The following is a 24,663-nucleotide window of genomic DNA, read 5'->3' on the forward strand; positions in this document are numbered from 1 at the left end:
AAGGTTATAACCAACTATTTTTTTGTTATAAATACTCTTTCCAATTCGGTATCTAAAACTACTTTGTAAACACCCGGAGCTGCTGGATATTTGGCATTGCCATTTTCTCCCGGAGACATCGTTGCAATTCCATTTTTAATTAATCTCCAAGAAGGATCCCACCATTGGCCTGTGAAAGTTGCTTCTATAGTTCCCGTTAAAGTGTATTCACCCACTAATTGATAAGGATTGCTAGGATTATTAGCTAAGTGTAATCCTTTTTGCACCCAAGCATCCCAAGTATCCCAAGTTGCGCCTTGAATACCGCCACCACAAACACTTACAAACGGTTTTCTTAACGCAGCATCATCATGCCATAAACCATTTGCAATATCTGCCCAAACTTTACTCGTTGGAGTATATTTTTCTGCAGTATATTTTAAAGTATTTGGATTTACTTTTATTTTATAATATCCTTTTGTTGGCAAAATAATTGGCGTTGAAGCAACATCATCTACTAATTCTCCAGAAGCATTTAAACCAAAGCAATGAGGGGCAAAATCAGATTCCTGACCTAAGAAATATACTTCTTTGTTGTCTTTATCGGCGTAATACTTGAATTCGAAATCCTGTCCGCTTTTTTCATGGAAATACATCGGAACTCCAACTGCATCTGTAGTAAGATTAGTCCCTTTTGGCTGATCGCATAAATAGATCGCTGGATATTCATTGGTAGCCACGATATTTACGTTTAATGCTCCTGAATTTGGAATCGCAAATTTATCTTTAGCTGTAATTGTTAAAACATAATTGGCAGCCGTTACTGGCAATTTGTACGTTTTATTGAATGTATATGACTGTGGAGATCCTGACAACTGAATCATTTCATCGATTCCTAAAGCTTCGCATTTTACTTGCACATAATCGATTCCTGAATCATCGTTTACCACAAAATTTACTGGCATTTCATTGCTTGTAGACAATAAAATAACTGCTCCTTCTTTTGGTGTAATCATTGTTATGCTAGGAGCCGCAAACTCACCATCTAAACGCAGATTAATCTCTTCGTTTACAACATTGCCTGAAACATCTGTAATAGCTAGTTTAATTTTGAAAGCTTCCGACGTTCCTCTGTCAGCAGGAATTTCAAAAAAATAACTCAAATCATACGACTTTAAAAGCGGATTTGTTCCAAAAGAAATTACTTTATCCAGAGATAATTCTGGAATCTGAATTTGTACGCTTTTTAATCCTAAATCGTCTGCAAGCGCAGCTTTAATTTCAAATTTTCTACTCGGAGCTCCATAGATCTCTTTTGTAGAAACTACCACCGTAGGATTATCAGAACTTGGAAATCCTGATTCATTATTTTGGCATCCAGTTGTTGCGAGAAGGCCAAAAAGAGCAAGAAAAAATAAAAATACATTTTTTTTCATTTCTTTAATTTTTGAGGTTAGGTTAGTTAGTTTTTTTCTAAAAGTCAAAGTTTGTTTTTTAATATCGTAGGTTATTCGAGATTGTGCTATTTTTATATGAGGCAGAAAAAATAGCAGTACATCATTATGTGGTCATTTTCATATTGTTTTGAGTTTGGTTACATGGTTAGATATTTCTTTTTTATTTCTTTTTAAGTTTATAATAAGTGCCTTTTTTAAGTAACCCGCAGCTTAAATTAACTGCGGGATGATAAGTAATGTAAACCAACCATTACTGATCTAACATTTAAAGAGTGCTCAGCTCTTTAAACAGATAACTAACTATCTTAATTAACACTTATGACCAATAGCAAAACTCTATTTATGATTGCTATTACTGCAAAGAAATGTCTAAATAACACTTCTTATGAGGGGTAAATTGGAAAAAAAAGGAGGTTAAAATTGCAATTAACCATTATTTTGAATCAAATTTTAAAGAGTATTTAAAATCATGGGGGATTTTTTACAAAATATATAATTATTGAATAAATAGCAGTTTTTCACCTAAAACGTTTGAGTTGAATAAAAAAAAATAACTCTTCATTAAAAAAAGAAGCAAATTATGCAACAAAAAAACTTAGTCCATAGCTTATTTAATGATATTCAAGTCAGAATTGAATGACGTTTTATACTTTTTAATATATTCTGAAGGAGTTATGCCAAAAAGTTTTACAAACTGCTGTCTAAAATATTTTGGATCTTCAAATCCAACTTCAGTACTCGCCTGAGTTATATTCATATCTTCAGTCAGCATAAGCATTGCTGCTCTTCTTATTCGCAAAGAACGAATAAAAGCATTTAAGGTTTGACCAGAAATAATTTTGATCTTAGTATAAAGCGTTCTGTGGCTCATTCCCATTTCAAGTGCAAAAGTTCGAATCGTGAAGTCTTTTTTATGAATATTAGCTTCAACAATTTCTATGCACTTTTTTAATATCTCTTGATATTCAACAGGAACTTTCTGAGTATTTTCTTTTAATGTTATACTATCTAAGAAATAGGTTCGCAAGTTATGGCGATTTCGCAATAGAGAATCGACTCTTGCTGTGAGAATATCATCATCAAATGGTTTTGTAATATAGTCATCTGCCCCCTCATTAATTCCTTGCAAATGAGTTTCCGGATTTTTAGATGCTGTTAGTAAAATAACTGGAATATGTGATAAAGCGTTATCTTCTTTAATTCTTCGGCACAACTCTAAACCGTCCATAGCTTCCATTGCAATATCACTTATGACAAGATCTGGCATATGCTTTTTGGTCATTTTTAAACCTTCTTCTCCATTTTCAGCACTGTAGACTATATAATTATCAGCAAAAAGCTTAATAAGGTACGCTCTAATTTCTGCATTGTCATCAATAATCAAAACAGTTCGCTTGTCGCTTAACATAGTCTTCTTAAAATCACTGTCTGCTATTGAAGTCACTGCTGCAGGAATCGGTTCTTCGATTTCATCTGGAATCAATTCATCAAATAATTGGCTTCGCTGCGGCTTTTCATTGGTGATTTCTATATCCTCAAAATGACTATTTCCTTTTAAAAATGCCAATTTAAATGTACTTCCCTTTCCTTTTTCACTACTGCAGATTACAGATCCTTTATGTTTGTCAACGAAATATTTTACAATATAAAGTCCAATGCCAAAACCAGTTCCAACTGAAACCTTCGAATTAATTTGTCTGAATTTTTCAAAAATAACATCAATATCTTTTTTATCAATTCCATCTCCGCTATCACTTATTTCAAGAAAAACTTCATCATCATTTTCAGTTACTGTCAAATTGATTTCGCCTCCAATTGGCGTGTATTTAAAAGCATTTGACATTAAATTAAACAGTGAAATTTCAATCTTTTCATAATCCCCAATAATGGTAATTTCGTGCTCTGGAATAATGAAATTATAACTAATCTGTTTTTCCTTTGCCTGATTGACGAAGCATTGATACACTTCATTCGATAGATTATTTACATCTATTGGAGACAAACGCAAGGAATCGGTATCGTTTTCTGCTTTTCTTAGTAAAAGTAATTGATCTACCAAACTTAAAAGTCTTCTGGCATTTCGATGGGCAATTGCCAAATCGCTTCCAGAAGAACCGTTCTCTACAATTTCTTTTTGAACTGCTTTTTTCAGCGGATTAATAATCAGCGAAAGCGGTGTTCTAAATTCGTGCGAAATATAAGTAAACATAGACGACTGCTTTTCGGCAATCTCTTTTTCTTTCTTGCTTTCAAGCTCTGCGATTTTAACCTTATACTTTAATTTTTCTTTGTTTTTGTTATAATCCAAGTATAAAAACAGTATTCCTCCAATTGCTAAAAGATACAAGGTATAAGCCCACCACGTTCTATACCAAGGCGGTAAAACTGTTATAGAAACTAGACTGACTTCTTTATTCCATCCGCCTTGAAAATTGTTTGTCTTTACTTTAAAAGTGTATTTCCCTTCTGGAAGCCGTGAATAATTTGCTTTTCGCGCCTGGCCCACATAATTCCACTGCTGATCCCAACCTTCTAAAAAATAGGCATAATTTATCTTATCTGCGTTATTGTAGTCTAGCGCCACAAATTCTAATGAGAGTGTGGTTTGATCGTATTCCAGACTAACCCCTTTTATTTTATTAGAATCGATATCAACCTCAGCTTTACTTTCTTCAATCAGTTGATTATTGACGTAAAAATCGGTCAGCAATACATTATTTTTTTGATTCAAACCCTTTATAGCCTGAGGATAAAAAATATTAAAACCGTTTATTCCTCCAAAAAGAAATTCCCCAGATGAAAGTTTTATTCCTGCATTAAAACTAAACTGATTGCTTTGCAGCCCGTCATTTACAGAAAAATTACGGAAAGTTTTATTCTTTTTATCATATCGGCAGATTCCGTTATACGTACTCATCCATAAATTTCCTTCTTTATCTTCTAATAACCTCAGAATGGAATTTGAAGGCAGACCATCATCTATTGTTAATCTTTTAAATGTATTTGTCTTTCTGTCAAATAAAAGCAATCCCCCTTCCTGAGTTCCCACCCAAAGATTTTTGTCCTTGTCTTCGTAAATACATCTGATAGGATTGCCAATTACTTTTTTAGTTATTTTTCGAGTATTCTTTTCAATAGATAAGAGTGAGGTATAATTTCCTGCCCATAGTTTTCCATCGGAAGTTTCGATCATGCATTGCAGGTTATCGATTCTTTTGTCGAAAAGCTCAAAAACATCTTTATTTCGGTTTAAAAGATACAGTGTGCCTTCATTTGTTGAGCTTGCCCAAATATTTGCTTTCGAATCTTTAAAGACAAACCAGATATTTTTTTCAGTTTGTTTGGTATTAGGATTATAGCACGAATATTTTTTTACGCTATTAGCGACCTTGTTTATTTTATTGATTCCTCCCGCCCAGGTAGAAATCCAAATATCATTATTATCGCGAATTATTCCTGTAATAAAATTGCTAGAAAGCAAGTTCCCATAATTCGTATAACTGTTGTTTTTTCTATCCCAATATTTTAAACCCGCACCGTCTGTACCTACCCAAACATTCTTTTTTTCATCTTCGCAAAAAGATAAAATAAAATTATCTGCCGGATCTTTGGCATTATAGCGAATGCTTTTAAAATACTTTGGCGTATCACTCAGCATACTTATTCCGCCACGAAGCGAACCAAACCATTTATTGCCCGATTGGTCTTCATATAAACTCCAAACCGAATTGCTTTTGGCTAATTGTTCGTTATAAGAAAGAAGTTTTTTAGTATTTGGATTTATGTAGAAAATGCCGCAACCGTCTGTTGTAACCCAGATTTTTCCTTTTTTATCTACTAAAACATCTGTAACGCTACATTTATTGGTAAAATAATTTTCGGAAATTGAACCTGTTTTGGTATTCATTAAAAACAAACCTTCATCTGTTCCTAACAAAAGATTTCCATCAGAAGAAAGCTTAATGGCTTTTACTCCTATTGAAAGTGGAAAAACAATTTTTAAGTCTTTAGCTTTATAATTGTAAGAGCAAATTCCAACATTACGCACATACACCCAACATCCTGATTTTTCTTTATTTTCCTGAATTGCAATAGCATCATAATTAGAAATCGTAATTCTGTTTCCTAATGCGTTGAGCGGAATATGTTTTCCTGTGAAAGAACCGTTTTCAAAAGCCAACAACCCTAATTTCTGCGAAGCAACCAAAACCAAATTATCTGACACGGAGCGCATCTGATGTATAATATCTTGTAGCACTTTAGGTTTATCGTCCCACAGCGTATATTGAACCGTATGAAATGATGCTTTTGTTTTATCGTAAATACAGATTCCGCTAGTTCCTCCTACCCAAATATTATTTCTCGAGTCTCCTTCAATATTGTAAATGGTATTAAATAACAGAGATTTTTTATCGTTGATTCTGTTTCTAAAGACTTTAAAATTATATCCGTCATAACGGTTTAAACCATCATAGGTTCCAAACCACATATAACCTTCTTTATCCTGATAAATTGTGATGATGGAATTATTAGACAAACCGTCTGAAATATCAAGAAATTTGACTGGATAATCCTGTGCATATCCTACCAAAGAAAATCCAATTAAGAGTAGAAAATATCGAACAAAACGCTTCAAAATGTACATTATTATATTCGTGTAAAGAGTACAATTATAAGCTAATTTTAGGAAAATTTTAAAAAAAGAAAGCAGAAATGGCAAACATTCCTGCTTTCTAAATGTGATTTTGGGTTTAGTCTTTTTTTTTAATAAACTATTCCCTACTGAGCTTTATTTCTATGCGAATATTTTCACTAGTAAAAAGATAAAAACCTTAATCCAATAAGAACACAATTAATCCTCTAGCACCATGCGCACCAAGAACTAAAGACTGCTCAATGTCGGCTGTTTTTGACGGACCAGCTATGAAAGTTCCAAAACCGTATTCCATGTTTCCAATTCTTTGATACGCTTGCTGCATTGTTGGAACAAGATCTTTTTTATGAACTATAATAGCCAAATATTGCGTAATGAAAGGCGCAACACGCTGTCCTAAAATATCATCTGTAACCCAAAGTCCGCTGTTTTCTGCTACTCCAAAATGTGCTTTTACAACCGTTAATTCTACATCCTGAAGCGAATGCGGATCTACTGTTTTCCAGTCTAATGAAGCAATTTCTGAAAGTTCTGGAAGCGTTGTAATCAGTCTTTTCTCCAGATTGTAATTAGATTTTATATAATTGATGATTTCATTATAATCAGCAACTTCTACAGGATCGCCACCTATGCCTTTTAAAACCGTTTTATAGGTTTCTAAAACATCAAATTGTTCAGAACCTAAAAGATTTAAATTGGGCAGTTCTGAAACCAAATTGGGCTGATTTGCTTTTATTCTTTTTAAAATTTCACCTTTACTACTCATTTCCTTTTTCTTTAGATTCTCTCGAATTTTTCTTGTACCATTCTCTAAAAGATTCTTCTGGAACATCTGGCATTTCCCGCTGATCGTACCATTTGTTCATTTTATTATTGACCATTCCTGGAATATTTTTCATTACAAATCGCCCTGATTTTCCAGCAATATTAAAAACAGTCGGATTGGCCAAAACGGTAGCCATTGTTTTCATCGCAATAGTTTTAGCTTTTGGCGTATGCCCTTCTTTTACCAAAACCTGACGCCATTTGTACAATTGATCATGAATATCAATTTTTACTGGACAAACGTTAGTACAAGAACCACAAAGTGTACTAGCAAAAGGCAGATCGGCATTTTTGCTCATATCTAAGTTTGGCGCTAAAATAGACCCAATTGGTCCAGCAACTGCATTATGATAACTGTGTCCACCGCTTCGTCTGTAAACGGGACAAGTATTCATACACGCTCCACAGCGAATGCATTTTAGTGAATTTCTAAAATCTTCTCTTCCTAATTGCGTACTTCTTCCGTTGTCTACAATTACGATATGCATTTCTTTTCCGTCTCTTGGTTTCTTGAAATGGCTTGAGAAAGTTGTAATAGGTTGTCCAGTTGCACTTCTTGCTAATAATCTCAGAAAAACACCTAAATGTTCTCTTTTCGGAATCAGTTTTTCGAATCCCATGCAAGCGATGTGAACATCTGCTAAATGTGCGCCCATATCGGCATTTCCTTCGTTGGTACAAACTACAACTTCTCCCGTTTCTGCAACAGCAAAATTGACACCTGTTAAAGCTACTTTTCTAGTCAAAAAAGTATTTCTCAAACTCTGACGAGCCGATTCTGTTAAATATTGCGGATTAAAATTTCCTTTTTCTGTACCTAAATGTTCGTGGAAAGTTTCGCTTACATCTTCTTTCTTTAAGTGAATTGCAGGAAGTACAATATGGCTTGGCGGTTCTTTACGAAGCTGTACAATATATTCCCCTAAATCTGAATCGATTACTTCTATTCCTTTTTCGGCTAAATAATCGTTTAAATGGCATTCTTCTGTAAGCATCGATTTGGATTTCACCATTTGCTTAACCTCATGTTTTGCCATGATAGAATGTACAATTTCGTTGTGTTCTTTGGCATCAGCTGCCCAATGTACAATTATTCCGTTTCGTTGCGCATTAGCTTCAAATTCAACTAAATAATCATGAATATTAGAAAGCACATTAAATTTGATTTGAGAAGCCGTTTCGCGAAGCAGTTCCCAGTCTGCTATTTGGTGTGCTGATTTATCTCTTTTAGAGCGAACAAACCAAAGTGTTTCATCATGCCAATTGACACGTTCTACATCTTTGTTGAACTTTGTTGCGGCTACGCTGTGCGATATTGTTTTTTCTGATGACATCTTATAAAAGTTGTTTTTACCATTAAGATATTAAGTAAATTAAGCTAAACTTTATGAACTTAATTTCTTTATGATTAAAAGAAAATTAAGTTTTTTAAAATTTCTTAAATCTCTTATATTTTTACTAAGAAATATTTAACCAAGCTTTATAATCTTAATTTCTTAATGGTAGAAAAAATTAATTTTCGAGTGAATTTAATATTTCAGCAATGTGAATGGTTTTAATTCTGCTTTTCTGCCTTTTTAGAATTCCGTCCAAGTGCATTAGGCAAGACATATCTCCACCTGTAATATAATCCACATCATGACTTTCGTGATCTTTAATACGATCTTGTCCCATTTTTACAGAAACCGCTTCTTCAGTCACACAGAAAGTTCCACCAAAGCCACAGCATTCATCTTTTCTGGTTAGAGCAACCAAATCAAGGTCTTTTATACTGTGCAACAATTGTTCTGGTTTAGAGAAAAATGGTGCGTTTAATTCAGACATTTGCGAAAGCTTTAATCCGCGTTGACCGTGACAGCTTACGTGCATTCCAACTTTATAAGGAAATCTTCCGTCAATATGATCGATTTTTAAAACGTCAGTTATAAATTCTGTAAGTTCATAAACTGTATTTCGAATTGCTGTTGCCTTCTCTTCCTGTTTCTCGTCATGCAAATGGTCTTTCACATGCAAAACACAACTTCCAGAAGGACAGACTATATAATCAAATCCAGAAAAATTGGCAATAAAATTGGCATCGCATCCTTTTGTCAAATGTGCGTAACCGCTATTTGCCATTGGCTGTCCGCAGCAGGTTTGTCCCATCGGAAATTCGACATCACAACCTAATTTTTGAAGTAATTCGTAGGTTGCGATTCCTACTTTTGGGTAAAATTGGTCGACATAACAAGGTATAAAAAGTCCAATTTTCATATTGTAGTATTTAGTGTGTTGTTCATTAGGCGTGTACTGTAAAAATGTAAAAAATACGTTTCTCAGCAAATTTACAACATACAGACCTTTTTTACCTAATGTTTATAGAATTTCAAGTCAATTAAATCGTTCTGAATTGGTTTTGGATTCCAGTTTTCATGAATTGCCAATGCCGCACCCAATGCACTTGCCTGCGCCATAGAAGCTGCATAAACTTCTACATCTGGAAAAGCTTCTGCCAATAAATTCATATAAATTGAATTTTTACTGAAACCGCCATCAACAAAAATCTTTTTTACTGGACTATTTTGAACTACCAAATTGGTCGAGAAAAACTGCTGTTCTACCAAATCCAACATTAATTGATGATAGGCTGTTTCGTAGTCTTTAAACTGCGATAAATCTCTCTTTTGAAAAGGACATTCATTTAAAATATCAAAATCATATTTCTTTGGATAGATAATCTGATAATTAATCGCTCTTAAATTGGCTACAATTTTCTTATCAAAATAAACTTCTTTGTATGTATCAACTGGAACATTAAAATGCTTTGCCAAACGTTTGGTTTGTACTTCATGTTCGTTTCCTGCAAACAAACGAGCCGCTTTAACAGGTTTGTTCGTGTATTGCATATAACACAAACAGTCGTGCTGTAACTCCTCAAAAGTCAAGGGCTTATTATTAAAAGGATTTAGAGAAATACTCCAAGTTCCTGTTGATAATAAAACGAAAGGTTCTGTAAAGTTAATCGTGTACGGAATTATTGCCGAAGAACTGTCGTGAAGTCCAGTACCAATAGACAATCCTTCTTTTGTTCTGATAACATCTTTGCCGTAGTAAATTGGAGGCAATTTAGCATCAATTCCTTCCCTTTTTAACCATTTATGATATTTCATTTTTTTGAAATTCCACAAATTGGTATGACAGCCAATACTAGTAATATCAGCGTAAGCTTCATTAGTCAAAAGAAAACTCAAAAACTGTGGCAGATGCAGGCAGTATTTTACTTTTTGAAATAATTCGGGTTTTTCTTCTTTTAACCTATAAATCTGCATTCCAGAATTAAGACTCCCTAAAACTGGAGACGCTGTTTTTACGGCAAACTTTTCTTCTCCCTTATATTTTTTATAAAAATCAGATTTTAATTCCTCTGGATAATCTTTTAAATAATTATACAGAGGAGTTAAAACTTTTCCGTTTTCGTCTATATAAACAAAACTGGCTCCGTAAGTGCTGAAATTGATGGCTTTTAAAACATAATCCGTTAATTCTTTTATTTCTTCTAAGCGATCTAAAACCCATTTTTGAAGAACCTCTATATCTTCGCAAGGAAAACCATCTTCGTCTTTTGTTTCCACAAGATTAACTGATTTTTCCCAGACAATTTTATAATTTTCATTAAATAAAAAAACCTTTTTGTTTGTTTTACCAATATCAAAAATCGCAACTACATTCATTTTTTTAATTATGAGTTATGAGTTATAAGTTCTTGAATTATGATTTTTATGTTTAAGCTAAGTCTATTTATGTTTTCAGTAAAAACGCAAAAAGATTCAACTTATAATTCATAATTCATAATTACAATCCTGTTGCTACTGTTTTTAAACCTCTTTCGTCAATTAGATTTTCTCTAACTTGAAGCGAACGATATAATGCCACTGGATTTAGCGCTGCCCCAGAACGAAGACGAGCTTCAGCTACCAATGCGCGAACATCTGTGCGGAATGCATTTTGAAGAATTTCCTGCGCTTTTACTACATCATTTTCTTCTTGTGCTTGTTCTAATGCTTTTCTATCAACAGAAAGTGCTTGTGCGTAAGCAATCATAATCGCTTCAACAGATTGCAATAAATCTTCTAATGGATCTTTGATATTGTGAGAAGCATCAATCATCCAACCTAAATCTTTGGCGTGATTCATTCCTCTTGCATCCATTCCTTCTACTAATTCATTAAAAATCAAGAATAATTGGTATGGTTTTAATGCACCGGCAGTTAAATCGTCGTCTCCATATTTTGAATCATTAAAATGGAAACCTCCTAGTTTGTTTTCCATTAGCAATAAAGAAACAATTTGCTCGATATTGGCATTTGGTAAATGATGTCCTAAGTCTACCAAAGTCTGCGCTTTGTCGCCTAACTTTTTAACATACGAATAAGATTGTCCCCAATCTGCCACAGTTGTTGAATAAAAGTTAGGTTCAGCACATTTGTATTCTAAGAATAATTTCCAATTTGAAGGCAATGCATCGTAGATTTCCTCTAAACTTTCTAATGTATTTTGATATGCTTTTCTAAAATTTAATTGTCCTGGAAAATTAGAACCGTCTGCCAGCCAAACTGTCAAAGACTCTGATCCTAACTCAATCCCATGTTTGATTACTTCTATATTGTGAGCAATTGCCTGTTTGCGAACTGCTTTGTTTACGTTTTGTAAAGAACCGTATTTATAAGTATGTTCAGCGTTTGCCTGATCTTGAAATGTGTTCGAATTCATCGCATCAAATTTCAATCCGTGCTGTGCTGCTAATGTTTTTATTTCATTATAATTTGTTGGAATATCCCACGGAATGTGAAGTGAAATCGCGCCAGAGGCACTGTTAAGCTTATGAAGCAAACCAACATCTTCAATTTTTTCTTCTAATGAACGAGGCTCACCTCCCCCAGCGAAACGTCCGAATCTAGTTCCTCCTGTTCCTAAAGCCCAAGACGGAATTGCAATTTGAAAATCGATTAATTTTTGAATAATCGCTTCTGTTTCATTTATTTCTGATGCTGTAAAAACTAGCTTATTTTGGTGTTTTTTAATTAAATCCCCGTTATGAGAATCGATGTGGTTTGATGAGATTAACATAGTTATTTATTCTTTAATAGAGTTTACAATATATAAATTTTATATTTCTAGTATATTTTTTTAACATGCATTGCCTAAATTTTGGGACGCGGATTTTACGGATTCGCTATCGCGAAGACGCTGATTGACACAATTTTTTGTTTCACGCAGATTTAAAAATATTCTAGCAGAGAACGCAGATCTTTTCTTTAATCATCTCAAATTAAAAATCTCTTAGATCTGCTTAAATCAGTCTAAATCTGCGTAAATAAAAAACCCGCATTTTTCCGCGTTTTCGCGATAGCGAATCTGCGTCATCTGCGTTCAATATGCCATAATTGCTGAACTCTTGTTTAACTTCACTTTTTTGTTACGTTTTCTTTGTTAAAGCGAATTGTTATATTCTAAAAAAATCTAACGTTCGAAAGAATTCGAACGCTAGACCACAAAAAACCACTTTTGCTTAAACAAACTTATATAAAAACCTAAACAATCTTTATCTATAAAAGCCCATTGCTACGCCGCCGTCTACGTTTAAGGCGTTTCCTGTAGATTTATTTAGGAAACCTCCAACAAAAGCGAAACAAGCATTTGCGATATCATCAGGCAATATGATTTCATTTAATAACGTACGTTTTGCATAGTAAGCCGGAAGTTCTTCAACTGTAATTCCGTATGCTTTTGCACGACCTTCTGCCCATCCTCCAGACCAAATGTTTGAATCTGAAATTACAGCATCAGGATTTACTGTATTGACACGAATTTTGTCAGCTCCAAGTTCTGCAGCCATTAAACGTGTTAAATGCGCTTGAGCCGCTTTAGCCGAACCATAACCAGGATTGTTCGGACCAGCGACAACAGCATTTTTAGAAACGATATTTACAATATCTCCTCCAAAACCTTGTTTGCGCATTACTTCGATTCCAGCTTTAGAAACAATAAATTGTCCTTTAACCAAGATATCGTATAATCTATCCCACTCTTCAAGAGTATGTTCTGCGATAGATTTAGAAATGCTGATTCCAGCATTATTCACCACAATATCAACACCTCCAAAAGCTAAACAAGCTTCTTCCAATGCTTTTTCTGTGCTTACTTCGTCCGTAACATTCAATAAAGTGCTAGAAACTGCATCTTTTCCGAATGCTTTTACAAACTCTGCAGAAGCACCTTCCAAACGCTCTTCATTGATATCGTTAATTACCACGCAAGCTCCTTCTTGAGCAAATTTTTTCGCAATAGCTTTACCAATTCCGCCCGCAGAACCAGTTATAAGAGCTACTCTTCCAGACAATGCTTTTGGTTTTGGCATACGCTGTAATTTTGCTTCTTCCAATAACCAATATTCAATATCAAAAGCTTCTTGGTGTGGCAATGACGTATATTCTGAAACGGCTTCAGCGCCTTTCATTACGTTTACCGCATTGATATAATATTCAGATGCTAAACGCGCCATTGTTTTATCTTTAGCAAATGTAAACATACCCACTCCCGGATATAAAATAACCACTGGGTTTGGGTCACGCATTGCTGGTGAATTTGATTTTTTACATGCATTATAGTAGTCTTTGTACATCGCACGGTATGCTTCGAATGCTGGCTGTAATTTTGCTTTTACAGCTGCAACATCAGATAAATCTTCGTTTGGATCTAATTCTAAAACCAAAGGACTTATTTTAGTTCTCAAGAAGTGATCTGGACAAGAAGTTCCTAATGGGGCTAATTTTGAAAGATCATTAGAATTAATGAATTCTAAAACTCTTGCATCGTCTGTATAATGACCAATCATTTGGCGCTCTGATGAACAGAAACCTCTTAAAATCGGAGCTACTTTTGCTGCTTTCAATTTACGATCTGCCTCTGGAAGACTGTCAATTTTCTTTCCTCCAAAAACTGGACGCGTTTTTCCATAATTATCTTCTAAGTAAGAAGCGCATTTCTCGATTACTTCCAGCGTATTGATATAACTATCAAACGCAGTATCTCCCCAAGTAAATAAACCATGAGAACCTAACATGATGCCGCGTAGTTTTTTACCTTTTTTTTCTGCTTCTTCTAAACAAGCTCTCAACTGAAGTCCAAGATCAAATCCTGGACGTTGCCAGCCTACCCAGCCAATTTCTCCGTTGAATAATTCTTCTGTGATTTTCTTTCCATCTTTTGCAGCAGCAATAGCAATTGCCGCGTCTGGATGTAAGTGATCGATATGTTTGAATGGAAGAAAACCATGTAAAGGCGTATCGATAGAAGGCGCTTTTGACGCTAAATCGAAAATACAGTGGTTGAATAATTCTACCATTTCATCTTCAAACTCAATACCTCTGTAAACATTTTCAAGATTACGAAGTCTGTCCAAATACAAAGCCGCACAACCTGATTTTGTCAGCGTTCCAATGTCACCGCCAGAACCTTTAATCCACATTACTTCAGAAGATTCTCCTGTAAGAGGATCTTTGTCTGTAATTTTTACAGAAGTGTTTCCGCCTCCGTAGTTGGTCAATCTTAAATCAGCTCCTAACAAGTTAGAACGATAAATAAAAAGCGCTACTTCATCACCTGCAAGTTCTGCAGCTTTAGCATCATCCCAAAGGTAGCTTACATGCTTAAAATTCATATTATTAATTGTGTTTGTATTCGACATATAGTATTTTAAATTATTTCTTGTATTTATAATGAGTTACCAATTCCTACCAAAACAATCGCTAGCATAATAAGCCCGATTCCCCAGAAAAACGTATTTAATGTTTTCTTAGAAACTCCTTTCCATTCCTTCAAATAAAAACCCCAAAAATTTGCTGTTAAAATGATGGTTGCCATGTGAAGAATCCATGAACTGGCACCATTTCCTAGTTTGCTTTCACCCATTCCGTAAAAGAAAAACTGTAAAAACCACATAGTTCCAGCAAGAGCAGAAAACAAAACATTTTTGGTTATTGGAGTAGATTTATCAGTATAATTTTTAATTGATTTGTTTTTAAAATTCAAATAAAGACACCAGATAAAGTTGGTTGTCAATCCTCCCCAAAGCAGTACAACATAAGTCACATTGTTTTGAAATAACGGATTTGCGCCATTTATAACAGCATGTTCTGCCATTGATTTTCCAGCTTCGATTCCGTAATTAAAGAATGAACTTAAAATCCCTGAAATCACCGCTACAATTAAACCTTTTACCAGATTGAAGTCTTTATCCTTATCTTCATGGCCAGTAGCAAAATCTTTTTCTTTTAGCATTCCAGCTTTCCCTGAAATAGCAATTCCAATCAGATATACTACAACTCCCAATAAAACGATCTGACCGCCAGTATTAGTAAGCATGTGAGAAAATGAAATTTTTCCTTCTGTTGGAACAATATCATAATAAATTGAAGGAACCAAAGCTCCAAATGCAGAGCAGAATCCTAATGTAATTGAATTTCCTAATGACATTCCCAAATAGCGAACGCCCAAACCATAAGTTAAACCGCCTATCCCCCAGATTAATCCCATTGTAAAAGTGAAGGTTTTTATTGATGGAGAAGCTGCTGCAATAATTTCAGTAAAATTTGGAATCGTTAAGTAAGCGGCAACTGGAGGAACAATCAGCCAAGAGAAAAATCCTCCCACAAGCCAATAGCTTTCCCAAGCCCAGTCTTTCACTTTTTTAAAAGGCATATAAAAACTACCAGAAGAAAATCCTCCGATAGAATGAAAAATGATTCCTAATAATGATTCCATATTATTGTTTTTGGTTTAGGTTAGGTTTGTTAGTATTTGGTTTTGTAAAATAAGAGAATGTCAAAAAGAAAACTGTCCTGTACTATCCTTTACGGATTTCATATTTTTTGTTAAAACTAAAGATTATTAGAAATAAGGGCTTGCAATTATTGGGTAAATAAATTTAAAATGGCTATTTTAGCAATCGATTTCGTAATTATTAATTCTTCATTTGGGTTAAAATTCAGAAATCATAAAAAAAAGATTACAAGCCTTGTCAATTTCTCTTTTTCATTATGAAAATGATTCTGCTTAACAGATTCTTTTTATAGAAGAGATTTTTTTAAATTATTTAGAATTAAAAGAGAGTCACGTTGAAATACGAGACAGATTTCCTGAAAAATGAACATGATTAAACTTATTAAAATAGATGAAGATTCTCGAGTTCCTAAATACAAGCAGATTGTTGACTCTATACTTCAGAACATCGCTAACGGAAATTTAAAAATCAATCAAAAAATTCCTTCTATAAATAGTTTCAGCGAAGAGTTTTATATGTCTCGTGATACTGTTGAGAAAGCTTATAACATTTTAAAAGAAAGAAAAATCATTTCTTCGATTAGAGGAAAAGGCTACTATATTACTCGAACAAAATTAGAATCTAAGGTCAATATTTTGTTTTTGACAAATAAATTGAGCTCCTATAAAATGAAGACTTATAGTTCGTTTATTGATACTTTAGGCGCTAATGCTCATGTTGATCTCCAAATTTACCACTGCGACGAAACTTTATTTCTGAATATCTTAGATAAGTTTGAGGGAGCTTACGATTATTATGTCATTACAACGCACTTTAAAACAGACCAATTAAAACATTTAAGTTTTACTGATGATGTTGTAAGTGCCATTAAAAAAATTCCACAAGAAAAACTGGTTATTTTAGATAATATCAAATTAGGAACTGGTGATGATGTCATTAAGATTTATCAGGATTTTGAAAATGATATTTATAATGCACTTAAGGAAGGTCTTTCTAAAATTGCAAAATACAAACGTTTAATTCTAGTATATCCAGATAAAGCAGTTTACCCTTATCCTAGACGAATTTTGCACGGATTTAGAAAATTCTGTGTCGAGCACGAAATTAATTTTGAAATTCTAAGTGAGGTTTATGATGATATGATCCTTAAAAAAGGAGATTTATTTATCACCATTGAAGAATCTGATCTAGTGAATTTAATGAAACAAATTCGCGATGAAGAATTTGTTTTGGGAAAAGAGATTGGCGTTATTTCTTACAATGATACTCCGTTAAAAGAATTATTAGGCATTACCGTAATGTCTACCGATTTTAATGTTATGGGAGAAACAGCAGCCAGATTAATCCTAAACAAAGAAAAAGCTCAGGTAAAAGTTCCTTTTAATTTTATTGATAGAAATTCAATTTAAAGATGCAAAGTAACAGAGGAGCAAAGTAACAAAGGTTTCCTTCTCTTTGTCTTAAACTTTACTTTTTTTAAGCATAAAAAAACCTCGCCGATTGACGAGGTTTTAGTTGTATTATTTTTTTGATTCTTCGATAGAAACTTTTCTGAACTCTTTTAAAAGTTTTTCAATTTCTAAAGTTGATTTACGTGCTCTTGGTCCAGCAGCTTTAATTCCTTTTTCAGTCAAAGATTCAGCTTCAGCTTTGAATGTTTCAATTTCGGCGTTGATTTTTACTAATAAATCTTTCATGCTTATATATTGTTAAATTAAGCCACAAAAATAAAAGTTTGTGTGATAGTTACAACAATTTTGCTGTTAAATTTAATGCAGTTTTTCATTCATTTTCTTTACAATAAATTGACTTCTTGTTTTTCTAAAACATCACAAAACACAATACATTAACAATCAAATACTTATTATCGTAACTTTCAAAACATTCCTGTTTTAAGGCTTTGTAGAAAGTGTTGCAATGAATAAAATTTTCTTTCACATATTGTCTGAAAGTACTTCTATTTGTTAATTCCTGTAGAGAAAAATTACCCCAAAAGGGGAAAAAATCCCCAACAGACTGTTTAAAATGCTTCAATTTTAATCTCGATATCGAGGATTTAGAAGGACAAAATTTTTCTCTTTTACTTCGCTCTGTCTTTCAATTTATAACGTCCAATTATCTAATTTCAACTTTTACTTTAACAGAAAGCTGTTTAGCCAAATTGATTACATAATTGGTAAAAAAAGAAGAATCATTAAAGCCTTTATCGACACTTAATTCCCAAGCAACAACAGCATAATAGCTGATTTCTTTATTGTTTTCAATTTTTAATTTTGCTAAATATGAATCTGTCAACTGTCCTGTTTTAGGAGCTTCAATATAGCCTTTATAAAGATTTGCAGGAACTAAAATAGCTGTCCCTAAAATCCACTGACGCTCATAAGTTAGATAATCATGCTGAATTAAGCATATCCAATCTACAGATTCAATAACCCGAAGCGGATTTTTATTATTTAAATTAGAAAGTGCCACCAGAAAAGTTTCTTTTCCTTTAATGCCATTTATCGAAGCTGGGTTTTTGTAGTCGTACATTCCGGGCCAGATCGAAGTGGTTTCCTGTACTTGATACAAATTTCCAGCAGCATTCCAATTTTGATAATGATAACTCAAAACCGAATTTACTGAGCATTCTGCAACAATCTTAAAAGTCGTCTTTTCTACATTGTTAATAGTATCATTTCCTAAAATTCCAAGCCTATTTATTTTGTTATCAATTAATAATGCATAACCTCCTAAGCCAACAGAATTTCCAACAGGAAAAATATCCCTTCCCCAATCGTACATGACATGATAATTATCTTCAAATGAACCTTTGCTATTTATCCCTACATTTTCTGGCGTAATCTTTGGAAGTTTTTTCCCGAAAACATCTTTAGAGTTTCTTCCACCCAAATAATGTCTAAAACCAACCTTGTCATTTTCCCAAGTTGGCCCATCTGTTTGATATTTTTGATATCCAAGTTTTTTATGAACCTGATCTGCCATTAAGACTTCTTGCTTATCTGTATTAAGAAGAAAATTCTTTCATTATATTCTTCCAAAACGAGCACTGGTTCTTATCGGATATTTTGGATCAGCTTCAGACCATTTTAGCTGAATATTTTTCTCCTCATTTGGCAGAAAATCTATAGTAAAGAAAAGTTCATCCCATTTTCCGTCACAATTAAGATCATTTATCTGCGCTGGTATTGTATCTGTTTAGAAAAGTAAAACTGGAAAACTTTCTTTATCAACACCAAGATTTTCTTTTCTAATGGAAATTGCTTTTTGAGATAATACTAAAGAACTATTGTTTTTTAATGCAATTGTATTTTTTGAAGTATTTTTAGAAACTTTACAGCAACTTAAAGAAGCAATAATAAAAACAATTGGAAGATAAAATAAGGCTCTTTTTTTCATTCTTATAATTTATTTTATAACAATTTAAGAATTTTTAATTGCCGTTACAACACTTAAAAGTAAGAGTATTTTAAAAATGAAATGAACTCAAAAATATGAAAGCAGGATAACGAACAACAATTATCCTGCTTTGTGAAACATATTACTAATCAAATAATATGAAATAAAAAAATAAATTACATCACATTAAAAAATACATCGCTTTATAATACTCATAAAACCTTGTTTTCGAAAGATTATATTGAGAAACTGTTTTTTTCTCATTTCTATAATCAAACTTCTTTGTCAAAAAAAGTTTTACTTCTTTAAAAATTTCACGACTGGTTTTTGATTCATCAAATAAAATCAAATTATTATTAACATCTAAAAAAGATAAGCTTTTATGCAGTTGCTTATTAAACAAACAAACCAAAATATTTGTTCTTTTATCTTCTTGCAAAAAGCGAAGCAGTTCTTCTCTATTGTAGAGCACATAAATAATACGGTCACATTGATTTATTATCTCATCATTTTTATCTGCAAAGGATGTTTCTAAAAACTCAAATTCCTCTTTAAATTTTCTTTTAAACATTTTTAGAAAAACACCATTGTTATCATGCACTAAAACTCGCTCCTTTTGCATTTTTTCAACTTTTTAAATTGTAACTACACCATTTAGTTTAAGACTAATTATTAAAATATTTAACAAAATTAGGTCTTAGTCAATTATTGATTTGCTCCAATAAGTCATAAAACAATCACTATAAGGTATTTTTTAGATTAATACTAAAAACTTCACTAAACCTTTATCACATTCATGACATGATTTTCAACAAACGAAAGCAGTTTTTCTATCTCCTGACAATTATGATCTTTTTTTGAAATAGAAATTATGTAGGTATTTTTTTCTTTTACATAAAGAAACAAGGATTTTTTTGTAGAAATAACTTTTTCAATCTTTGTCCATTTATGTTTTAACTCTCCCAATGGAGATTGAATGCTAATATCAAAATAAGTAAAAGTAAGTTTATATCTATTATAAAATTGATGATACATTATAAGTCTTTTTGCCAAGCCTAAAATTGTTCTAGATATAACATCAACAAAAAAGAATTGAATAACCACTAAAAGAACAAGGGTAAGCAAACAACTTATTAACCATTGAAAAAAATCAGCTTCTCTAACAAACTCAAGCGTTGCTGTAACTAGTGCAACAATAAACAAAACATATACAATCCATTCCTTAAACAAATGCTCAAAGTACATTTTGTTAAGCTTTCTAATTTCAGAAATATTTAACTGTAACTCTAATGAAAAATTAGATGCTGGCATATTTTTGTCTTTTTTTTTAATCTTTTATTCTTTACAAAAATATGTTAATAAGAAAATGCTATTCAGACGTAGAAGTTTTTAAAATATCAAAATAAGACCAAATTTCTATTCCGCCAATCTTCATTTTCAATAAAAATTTCCCACAATAGGCTTGTAAAAAATACATCTCAAAACAAACCTGTTTTTTATAGAAATATAACTTTAAAAATTGCCTCAAGAAGACAAAAAAGCATCACAATAAGACCTTAATTACAATTCTATTTATTTTATTTTCAAATAGTTAACTTTTAACTTTCTTTTACATGTATCTCAAAGATATTTATTTACTTTTGGGCCGCTTAAACAAAAAAATAAACAAATATTTTCTTATAATGAATCTGAAATTAACAGAGGAAAATCTGAAGGAAAAAATCAAAGAACTCACATGTTTATATGAAATTTCAAAGATTATTTCTAAATCACATTCCATTCATATACAGACACTGTACGAAATTATAGTTTGCACAAAAAATGCTTGGCGCTACAACGAAGATGCAATAGTTGAAATTCACATAATTGACTATCATTTATTCACCTCCGAGCAAAAGGAATCCAGCATTTTTCAATTGAGTAAAATAAAGATTAGTGACAATGATTGTGGCTATATCAAAGTTAATTATCCATCAAAGAAATATGTGCAGGAAGATTTTTATGAGGATGAGCAGAAACTTCTTGACACCATTGCTCTAGAAGTAGGAAATTATATTGAAAAATACCAGACGCTAGAAAAAAAAGCTGCCTTAAGAAGAACACTTGAGCGTATGGAACGTCTTACTCTTTTGGGCGAGATGACAGCAGGAATCGCACATGAATTAAATACACCGTTGGGCAATATTTTAGGCTTTGCAGAACTCATAAAAGACCATAATACAGATCCAGATATTGATTCTGATATTTCAATTGTAATTAATTCTGTTATTTATTCAAGGGAAATTGTAAAACGATTAATGTTTTTTTCTTGTGAAATGCCCCAAAAACTAGAAGTTCAAGAAATAAAACCGGTTATACTTTTTGCTTTATCCTTTCTAAAATCAAACTTTCAAAAGAAAGAGATTAAGAATGAACTTTTTATTAAAAATGAAAATATTACTGCAAAATTTGATTCGGTACAGATCACCCAAGTCTTGTTTAATTTAATTATTAATGCCATTTATGCTTATCCTGAAAAAAGTACTATCAAAATAATTATCGATGACGATGAGTCTAATTTGTATTTAAAAATAGAGGATCAAGGAACTGGTATTCCTGAAAACATTAAAGAAAAAATATTTGATCCTTTCTTTTCGACAAAACCTGTCAACTATGGATGTGGCTTAGGACTGAGTGTTGTCTATGGCATTATTAAGAATCATAATGGTCAAATTTTGTTGCAAGACAATTTTCCAAATGGGACAATTTTTATAATTAAAATCCCTTTAAAATAAACAAAATGAATTTTAAAAAAGAAAATATACTAGTTGTTGACGACAATAATGACATGCTAGATTTGGTACAGAGGCAATTAAAATCTTCTAATTATCGGACCTATAAAGCTTCTTCTGTTACTGAAGCTATCGAAGTCTTAAAACAATCCAATATCAATTTGCTAATAAGCGACATAAACATGCCCGACATAAATGGCCTTGAGTTGCTAAAATATGCAGAAGAACATTACCCATCATTACCTAAACTAGTTATTTCCGGTATCCCTTCCATACACAATGTTGTTAGTGCAATGAAATCTGGGGCTTTAGATTACTTAACCAAACCGTTCACAAGCGATGAATTAAATAAAGCAATCACAAATTGTTTAGTAAAGACAGATCTAATGCTACCTAATGAAAGTTCTCAAAATGAAAATACATATGGAGAAATAATTGGCCATTCTAGCCAATTTAAGGAAATTATTGAAATAATTAAGCGAATTAAAGATACTAAAGCAAATGTGCTTATTGAAGGAGAAACTGGTACCGGAAAAGAACTTATTGCCAAAGCTATTCATTTTACTGGAAAATTTGGCAATAAGCCTCTAATTACGGTAAACTGTGGCGGAATTCCAGAAAATCTCATCGAGTCAGAATTATTTGGCCATGTAAAAGGAGCATTTACTGGAGCCTCAGAAACACGAACTGGATTATTTCAAGCGGCAGATGGTGGCACAATATTTTTGGACGAAATTGGCAATGCTCCAATGGCAGTCCAAACAAGGTTATTGAGAGTGTTGCAGGAAAAAGAAATCGTAAGAGTTGGATCTACAAGACCAGAAAAAATTGACATCAGAATAATATGTGCCACTAATAGCAATCTAGAAGAAATGGTATCCAAAGGTACTTTTAGAGAAGATTTGTATTATCGAATTAATATTGTCAACATAAAAACGACCGCATTGAGAAATCGCAAAGAAGATTTACCATTATTAATAAAGACTTTTATTGAAAAATACTCTAAAGAATACAATAAATCCAACTTAAAAATTAACGAAAAAGTAACAGAAGTTTTATTTCGTTACGATTGGCCGGGAAATATTAGGGAACTAGAAAATCTTATTCACAGAATGGTTATTATGAGCGATGATTCTATTGATTTAAACCACGTTCCAGATCATCTAAAATATCATATTCCTTCTTCGCAAGATATTTTTAAATCGCTTAAAGAATACGAAAAAGAACAAATTTTAAAAGTTTTATCATTTGTAAATAATAATAAGACAAAAGCTGCCCAGATTTTACAAATTGACCGCAAAACTTTGAATCAGAAAATTCTTTAAAAAAGAACATTTTCTCCCCATCCGGCCATAAATTCCCCACTCACTTTCTACCCAAAACAACAAGCTTCCATTTTAATAAATTGATTTACAACATAGTAAAAATCAGGGCATATAATTTGCCTTTAAAAGACAAAAAAGTATTAAAATAAATCAAAATTAAACAAATGAAGTCTCTTCTTAATCTCAAAACTGTTTATAAAAGCAGTCTTTCACGAAAAATTAAAAGTTATTTATACTATAGAGTCCTGTACTGTTTTAAAAGAATAGAACATTTGGATCCAATCCCGCATTACAGCCGTTGAAAGTTTAACAATCGCTTCCCTTGGCTCCCATTCTAGAGCACAAAAACCTACACAAAACTAAAAATCAATGACTTACAAATAAAAACATTATCAGTTAAGCAAAAATAACTTAACTTTATAATACAAAATCCACATTTCCATGAAAATAATTGAGCATCGTTACAGTGCAGATTTAGAATGGGTAGAGCATTATGCTGCCCAAATTGGAGGAAAAATTGAAGGAAATTTTATCACTACATCAGAGGATTTCCAAACTGGAACCCGGTATTTTTTAGATTGCGGTGATGGCATTATCGCTTATTATCTCAATGTAGAATACCATCGAAATTTCCGTCTTATACAAAAAAATCTTAATCAAGACTTTGTTGGCTTTTATTATAATCTTACTGAAGGTGAAGCAACCGTAAGAAGCGGGCATTTTATGTACAATGTCGGGCGATGGCAATACAATTTATCTGTAATAGACGGAGCTTTAGAATCAAGATATGAAGTTTTAAAAGGGAGCAAAACTTTTGCACTTTGCATTTTTATAAAAAAAAGCATGATTAAGGCTTTTCTTAAACGAAACAATATTATTATTGAGAATATCGATACCCTCATAGATTCAAAAGTAAACACAATTGTTCGTTTTGATAGGATGAGCAATGAAAGTTTCCATGTGCTGAACGATTTAAAAAAACTAGAAGTTGGCGGAGCTGTTTTTGATTTAAATTTGAGAGGCACTGTTCATCTACTGATTTCCAATTATCTCAAAAAAATTGCTACAAAAAGAGTAATTATCCAAACCGTAAATGAAAATGATCTTGCAAAGATAATCAGCGTACAGATGTATTTGATTGAGCATTTGGGAGAACATTTTCCAAGCATTCATTTTATGGCACAAATGGCTAATATGTCTGAATCAAAATTTAAAAGTTTGTTTAAAAAAATAACGGGTGATACTGCCAATGCTTTCTTTATGGAAAACAAACTGCAACTTGCCAAAGAACTTCTTGAAAAAAAACAACTTACTGTTTCTCAAATTTCAGATCATCTACATTTTACAAATAATTCTTACTTCGCATCAAAATTTAGAGAACATTTTGGGCTATCGCCAAAGGCATTCTATAAGCAATTGTAAAAACAAATCT

Annotated in this window: 17 protein-coding genes and 1 pseudogene; 4 read left to right on the forward strand and 14 right to left on the reverse strand. The window is 32.5% G+C overall.

Annotated elements, in window-relative coordinates; translation table 11 throughout:
* Window positions 1–14: 14 nt before the first annotated feature.
* The 9 genes from NU08_RS16375 to rhaT all read right to left on the reverse strand — a co-directional run bounded on the left by NU08_RS16375 (window position 15) and on the right by rhaT (window position 15,717).
* Window positions 15–1,415 carry a hypothetical protein gene (locus NU08_RS16375; protein WP_129748192.1) on the reverse strand — a complete coding sequence of 467 codons (1,401 nt, stop codon included), beginning with the start codon at window positions 1,413–1,415 and terminating at the stop codon, window positions 15–17.
* Between the two features lie 628 nt (window positions 1,416–2,043).
* Window positions 2,044–6,081 (reverse strand): two-component regulator propeller domain-containing protein, encoded by a 4,038-nt coding sequence (locus tag NU08_RS16380; protein ID WP_242502577.1) that lies wholly within the window; start codon window positions 6,079–6,081, stop codon window positions 2,044–2,046.
* Between the two features lie 187 nt (window positions 6,082–6,268).
* Window positions 6,269–6,856, reverse strand: a complete 588-nt coding sequence (locus tag NU08_RS16385) for a lactate utilization protein C (protein WP_129748194.1) — start codon at window positions 6,854–6,856, stop codon at window positions 6,269–6,271.
* Window positions 6,849–8,249 carry a lactate utilization protein B gene (locus tag NU08_RS16390; protein WP_129748195.1) on the reverse strand — a complete coding sequence of 467 codons (1,401 nt, stop codon included), beginning with the start codon at window positions 8,247–8,249 and terminating at the stop codon, window positions 6,849–6,851. Before NU08_RS16390 ends, NU08_RS16385 begins: the two co-directional genes overlap by 8 nt.
* A 178-nt stretch (window positions 8,250–8,427) precedes the next feature.
* Entirely contained in the window at window positions 8,428–9,168 is a 741-nt protein-coding gene (locus tag NU08_RS16395) for a (Fe-S)-binding protein (RefSeq protein WP_008467628.1), read from the reverse strand.
* A 95-nt stretch (window positions 9,169–9,263) separates the two neighbouring features.
* Entirely contained in the window at window positions 9,264–10,625 is a 1,362-nt protein-coding gene (locus NU08_RS16400) for an FGGY-family carbohydrate kinase (RefSeq protein ID WP_129748196.1), read from the reverse strand.
* Between the two features lie 121 nt (window positions 10,626–10,746).
* Complete coding sequence (locus NU08_RS16405; protein ID WP_129748197.1) at window positions 10,747–12,021, reverse strand: TIM barrel protein; 1,275 nt, start codon at window positions 12,019–12,021, stop codon at window positions 10,747–10,749.
* 475 nt (window positions 12,022–12,496) lie between these two features.
* Entirely contained in the window at window positions 12,497–14,641 is a 2,145-nt protein-coding gene (locus NU08_RS16410; protein ID WP_129748198.1) for a bifunctional aldolase/short-chain dehydrogenase, read from the reverse strand.
* Window positions 14,642–14,667: 26 nt separating this feature from the next.
* The gene (gene rhaT / locus NU08_RS16415; protein WP_129748199.1) at window positions 14,668–15,717 is read right to left on the reverse strand and encodes an L-rhamnose/proton symporter RhaT; all 1,050 of its coding nucleotides are present in this window, start codon (window positions 15,715–15,717) and stop codon (window positions 14,668–14,670) included.
* A 387-nt stretch (window positions 15,718–16,104) separates the two neighbouring features.
* On the opposite strand from rhaT, the gene NU08_RS16420 reads away from it, so the two are divergent.
* On the forward strand, window positions 16,105–17,145 hold the full coding sequence (locus NU08_RS16420; protein WP_129748200.1) for a GntR family transcriptional regulator: 1,041 nt from the start codon (window positions 16,105–16,107) through the stop codon (window positions 17,143–17,145).
* A gap of 111 nt (window positions 17,146–17,256) precedes the next feature.
* On the opposite strand, the gene NU08_RS16425 is transcribed toward NU08_RS16420, so the two are convergent.
* From NU08_RS16425 to NU08_RS16440, 5 genes and pseudogenes are all read right to left on the reverse strand, one after another.
* A complete protein-coding gene (locus NU08_RS16425) occupies window positions 17,257–17,433 on the reverse strand; it encodes a histone H1 (RefSeq protein WP_008467640.1) in 177 nt (58 codons plus the stop codon).
* Window positions 17,434–17,851: 418 nt separating this feature from the next.
* Window positions 17,852–18,925: pseudogene (locus NU08_RS16430) on the reverse strand (DUF4861 family protein).
* Window positions 18,926–18,934: 9 nt separating this feature from the next.
* Window positions 18,935–19,135 (reverse strand): hypothetical protein, encoded by a 201-nt coding sequence (locus NU08_RS22515; protein ID WP_242502578.1) that lies wholly within the window; start codon window positions 19,133–19,135, stop codon window positions 18,935–18,937.
* Window positions 19,136–19,316: 181 nt separating this feature from the next.
* Window positions 19,317–19,757, reverse strand: a complete 441-nt coding sequence (locus tag NU08_RS16435; protein WP_129748201.1) for a hypothetical protein — start codon at window positions 19,755–19,757, stop codon at window positions 19,317–19,319.
* Window positions 19,758–19,912: 155 nt separating this feature from the next.
* Window positions 19,913–20,446 carry a YcxB family protein gene (locus NU08_RS16440; protein ID WP_129748202.1) on the reverse strand — a complete coding sequence of 178 codons (534 nt, stop codon included), beginning with the start codon at window positions 20,444–20,446 and terminating at the stop codon, window positions 19,913–19,915.
* 371 nt (window positions 20,447–20,817) lie between these two features.
* On the opposite strand from NU08_RS16440, the gene NU08_RS16445 reads away from it, so the two are divergent.
* The 3 genes from NU08_RS16445 to NU08_RS16455 all read left to right on the forward strand — a co-directional run bounded on the left by NU08_RS16445 (window position 20,818) and on the right by NU08_RS16455 (window position 24,653).
* The gene (locus tag NU08_RS16445) at window positions 20,818–21,909 is read left to right on the forward strand and encodes a sensor histidine kinase (protein ID WP_129748212.1); all 1,092 of its coding nucleotides are present in this window, start codon (window positions 20,818–20,820) and stop codon (window positions 21,907–21,909) included.
* A 5-nt stretch (window positions 21,910–21,914) separates the two neighbouring features.
* Window positions 21,915–23,231, forward strand: a complete 1,317-nt coding sequence (locus tag NU08_RS16450) for a sigma-54-dependent transcriptional regulator (RefSeq protein WP_129748203.1) — start codon at window positions 21,915–21,917, stop codon at window positions 23,229–23,231.
* A 441-nt stretch (window positions 23,232–23,672) separates the two neighbouring features.
* The gene (locus NU08_RS16455) at window positions 23,673–24,653 is read left to right on the forward strand and encodes a helix-turn-helix transcriptional regulator (protein WP_129748204.1); all 981 of its coding nucleotides are present in this window, start codon (window positions 23,673–23,675) and stop codon (window positions 24,651–24,653) included.
* Window positions 24,654–24,663: the final 10 nt, after the last annotated feature.

It is taken from the genome of Flavobacterium anhuiense (genome assembly GCF_004151235.1).
GTDB classification, from domain to species: Bacteria; Bacteroidota; Bacteroidia; order Flavobacteriales; family Flavobacteriaceae; genus Flavobacterium; species Flavobacterium anhuiense_A.

What these genes read in the sequence shown, in the direction of transcription:
- NU08_RS16375 (WP_129748192.1), bottom strand. Translation starts at nt 1,415, where the DNA reads ATGAAAAAAAATGTATTTTTATTTTTTCTTGCTCTTTTTGGCCTTCTC.
- NU08_RS16380 (WP_242502577.1), bottom strand. Translation starts at nt 6,081, where the DNA reads ATGTACATTTTGAAGCGTTTTGTTCGATATTTTCTACTCTTAATTGGA.
- NU08_RS16385 (WP_129748194.1), bottom strand. Translation starts at nt 6,856, where the DNA reads ATGAGTAGTAAAGGTGAAATTTTAAAAAGAATAAAAGCAAATCAGCCC.
- NU08_RS16390 (WP_129748195.1), bottom strand. Translation starts at nt 8,249, where the DNA reads ATGTCATCAGAAAAAACAATATCGCACAGCGTAGCCGCAACAAAGTTC.
- NU08_RS16395 (WP_008467628.1), bottom strand. Translation starts at nt 9,168, where the DNA reads ATGAAAATTGGACTTTTTATACCTTGTTATGTCGACCAATTTTACCCA.
- NU08_RS16400 (WP_129748196.1), bottom strand. Translation starts at nt 10,625, where the DNA reads ATGAATGTAGTTGCGATTTTTGATATTGGTAAAACAAACAAAAAGGTT.
- NU08_RS16405 (WP_129748197.1), bottom strand. Translation starts at nt 12,021, where the DNA reads ATGTTAATCTCATCAAACCACATCGATTCTCATAACGGGGATTTAATT.
- NU08_RS16410 (WP_129748198.1), bottom strand. Translation starts at nt 14,641, where the DNA reads ATGTCGAATACAAACACAATTAATAATATGAATTTTAAGCATGTAAGC.
- rhaT (WP_129748199.1), bottom strand. Translation starts at nt 15,717, where the DNA reads ATGGAATCATTATTAGGAATCATTTTTCATTCTATCGGAGGATTTTCT.
- NU08_RS16420 (WP_129748200.1), top strand. Translation starts at nt 16,105, where the DNA reads ATGATTAAACTTATTAAAATAGATGAAGATTCTCGAGTTCCTAAATAC.
- NU08_RS16425 (WP_008467640.1), bottom strand. Translation starts at nt 17,433, where the DNA reads ATGAAAGATTTATTAGTAAAAATCAACGCCGAAATTGAAACATTCAAA.
- NU08_RS22515 (WP_242502578.1), bottom strand. Translation starts at nt 19,135, where the DNA reads ATGAAAAAAAGAGCCTTATTTTATCTTCCAATTGTTTTTATTATTGCT.
- NU08_RS16435 (WP_129748201.1), bottom strand. Translation starts at nt 19,757, where the DNA reads ATGCAAAAGGAGCGAGTTTTAGTGCATGATAACAATGGTGTTTTTCTA.
- NU08_RS16440 (WP_129748202.1), bottom strand. Translation starts at nt 20,446, where the DNA reads ATGCCAGCATCTAATTTTTCATTAGAGTTACAGTTAAATATTTCTGAA.
- NU08_RS16445 (WP_129748212.1), top strand. Translation starts at nt 20,818, where the DNA reads ATGAATCTGAAATTAACAGAGGAAAATCTGAAGGAAAAAATCAAAGAA.
- NU08_RS16450 (WP_129748203.1), top strand. Translation starts at nt 21,915, where the DNA reads ATGAATTTTAAAAAAGAAAATATACTAGTTGTTGACGACAATAATGAC.
- NU08_RS16455 (WP_129748204.1), top strand. Translation starts at nt 23,673, where the DNA reads ATGAAAATAATTGAGCATCGTTACAGTGCAGATTTAGAATGGGTAGAG.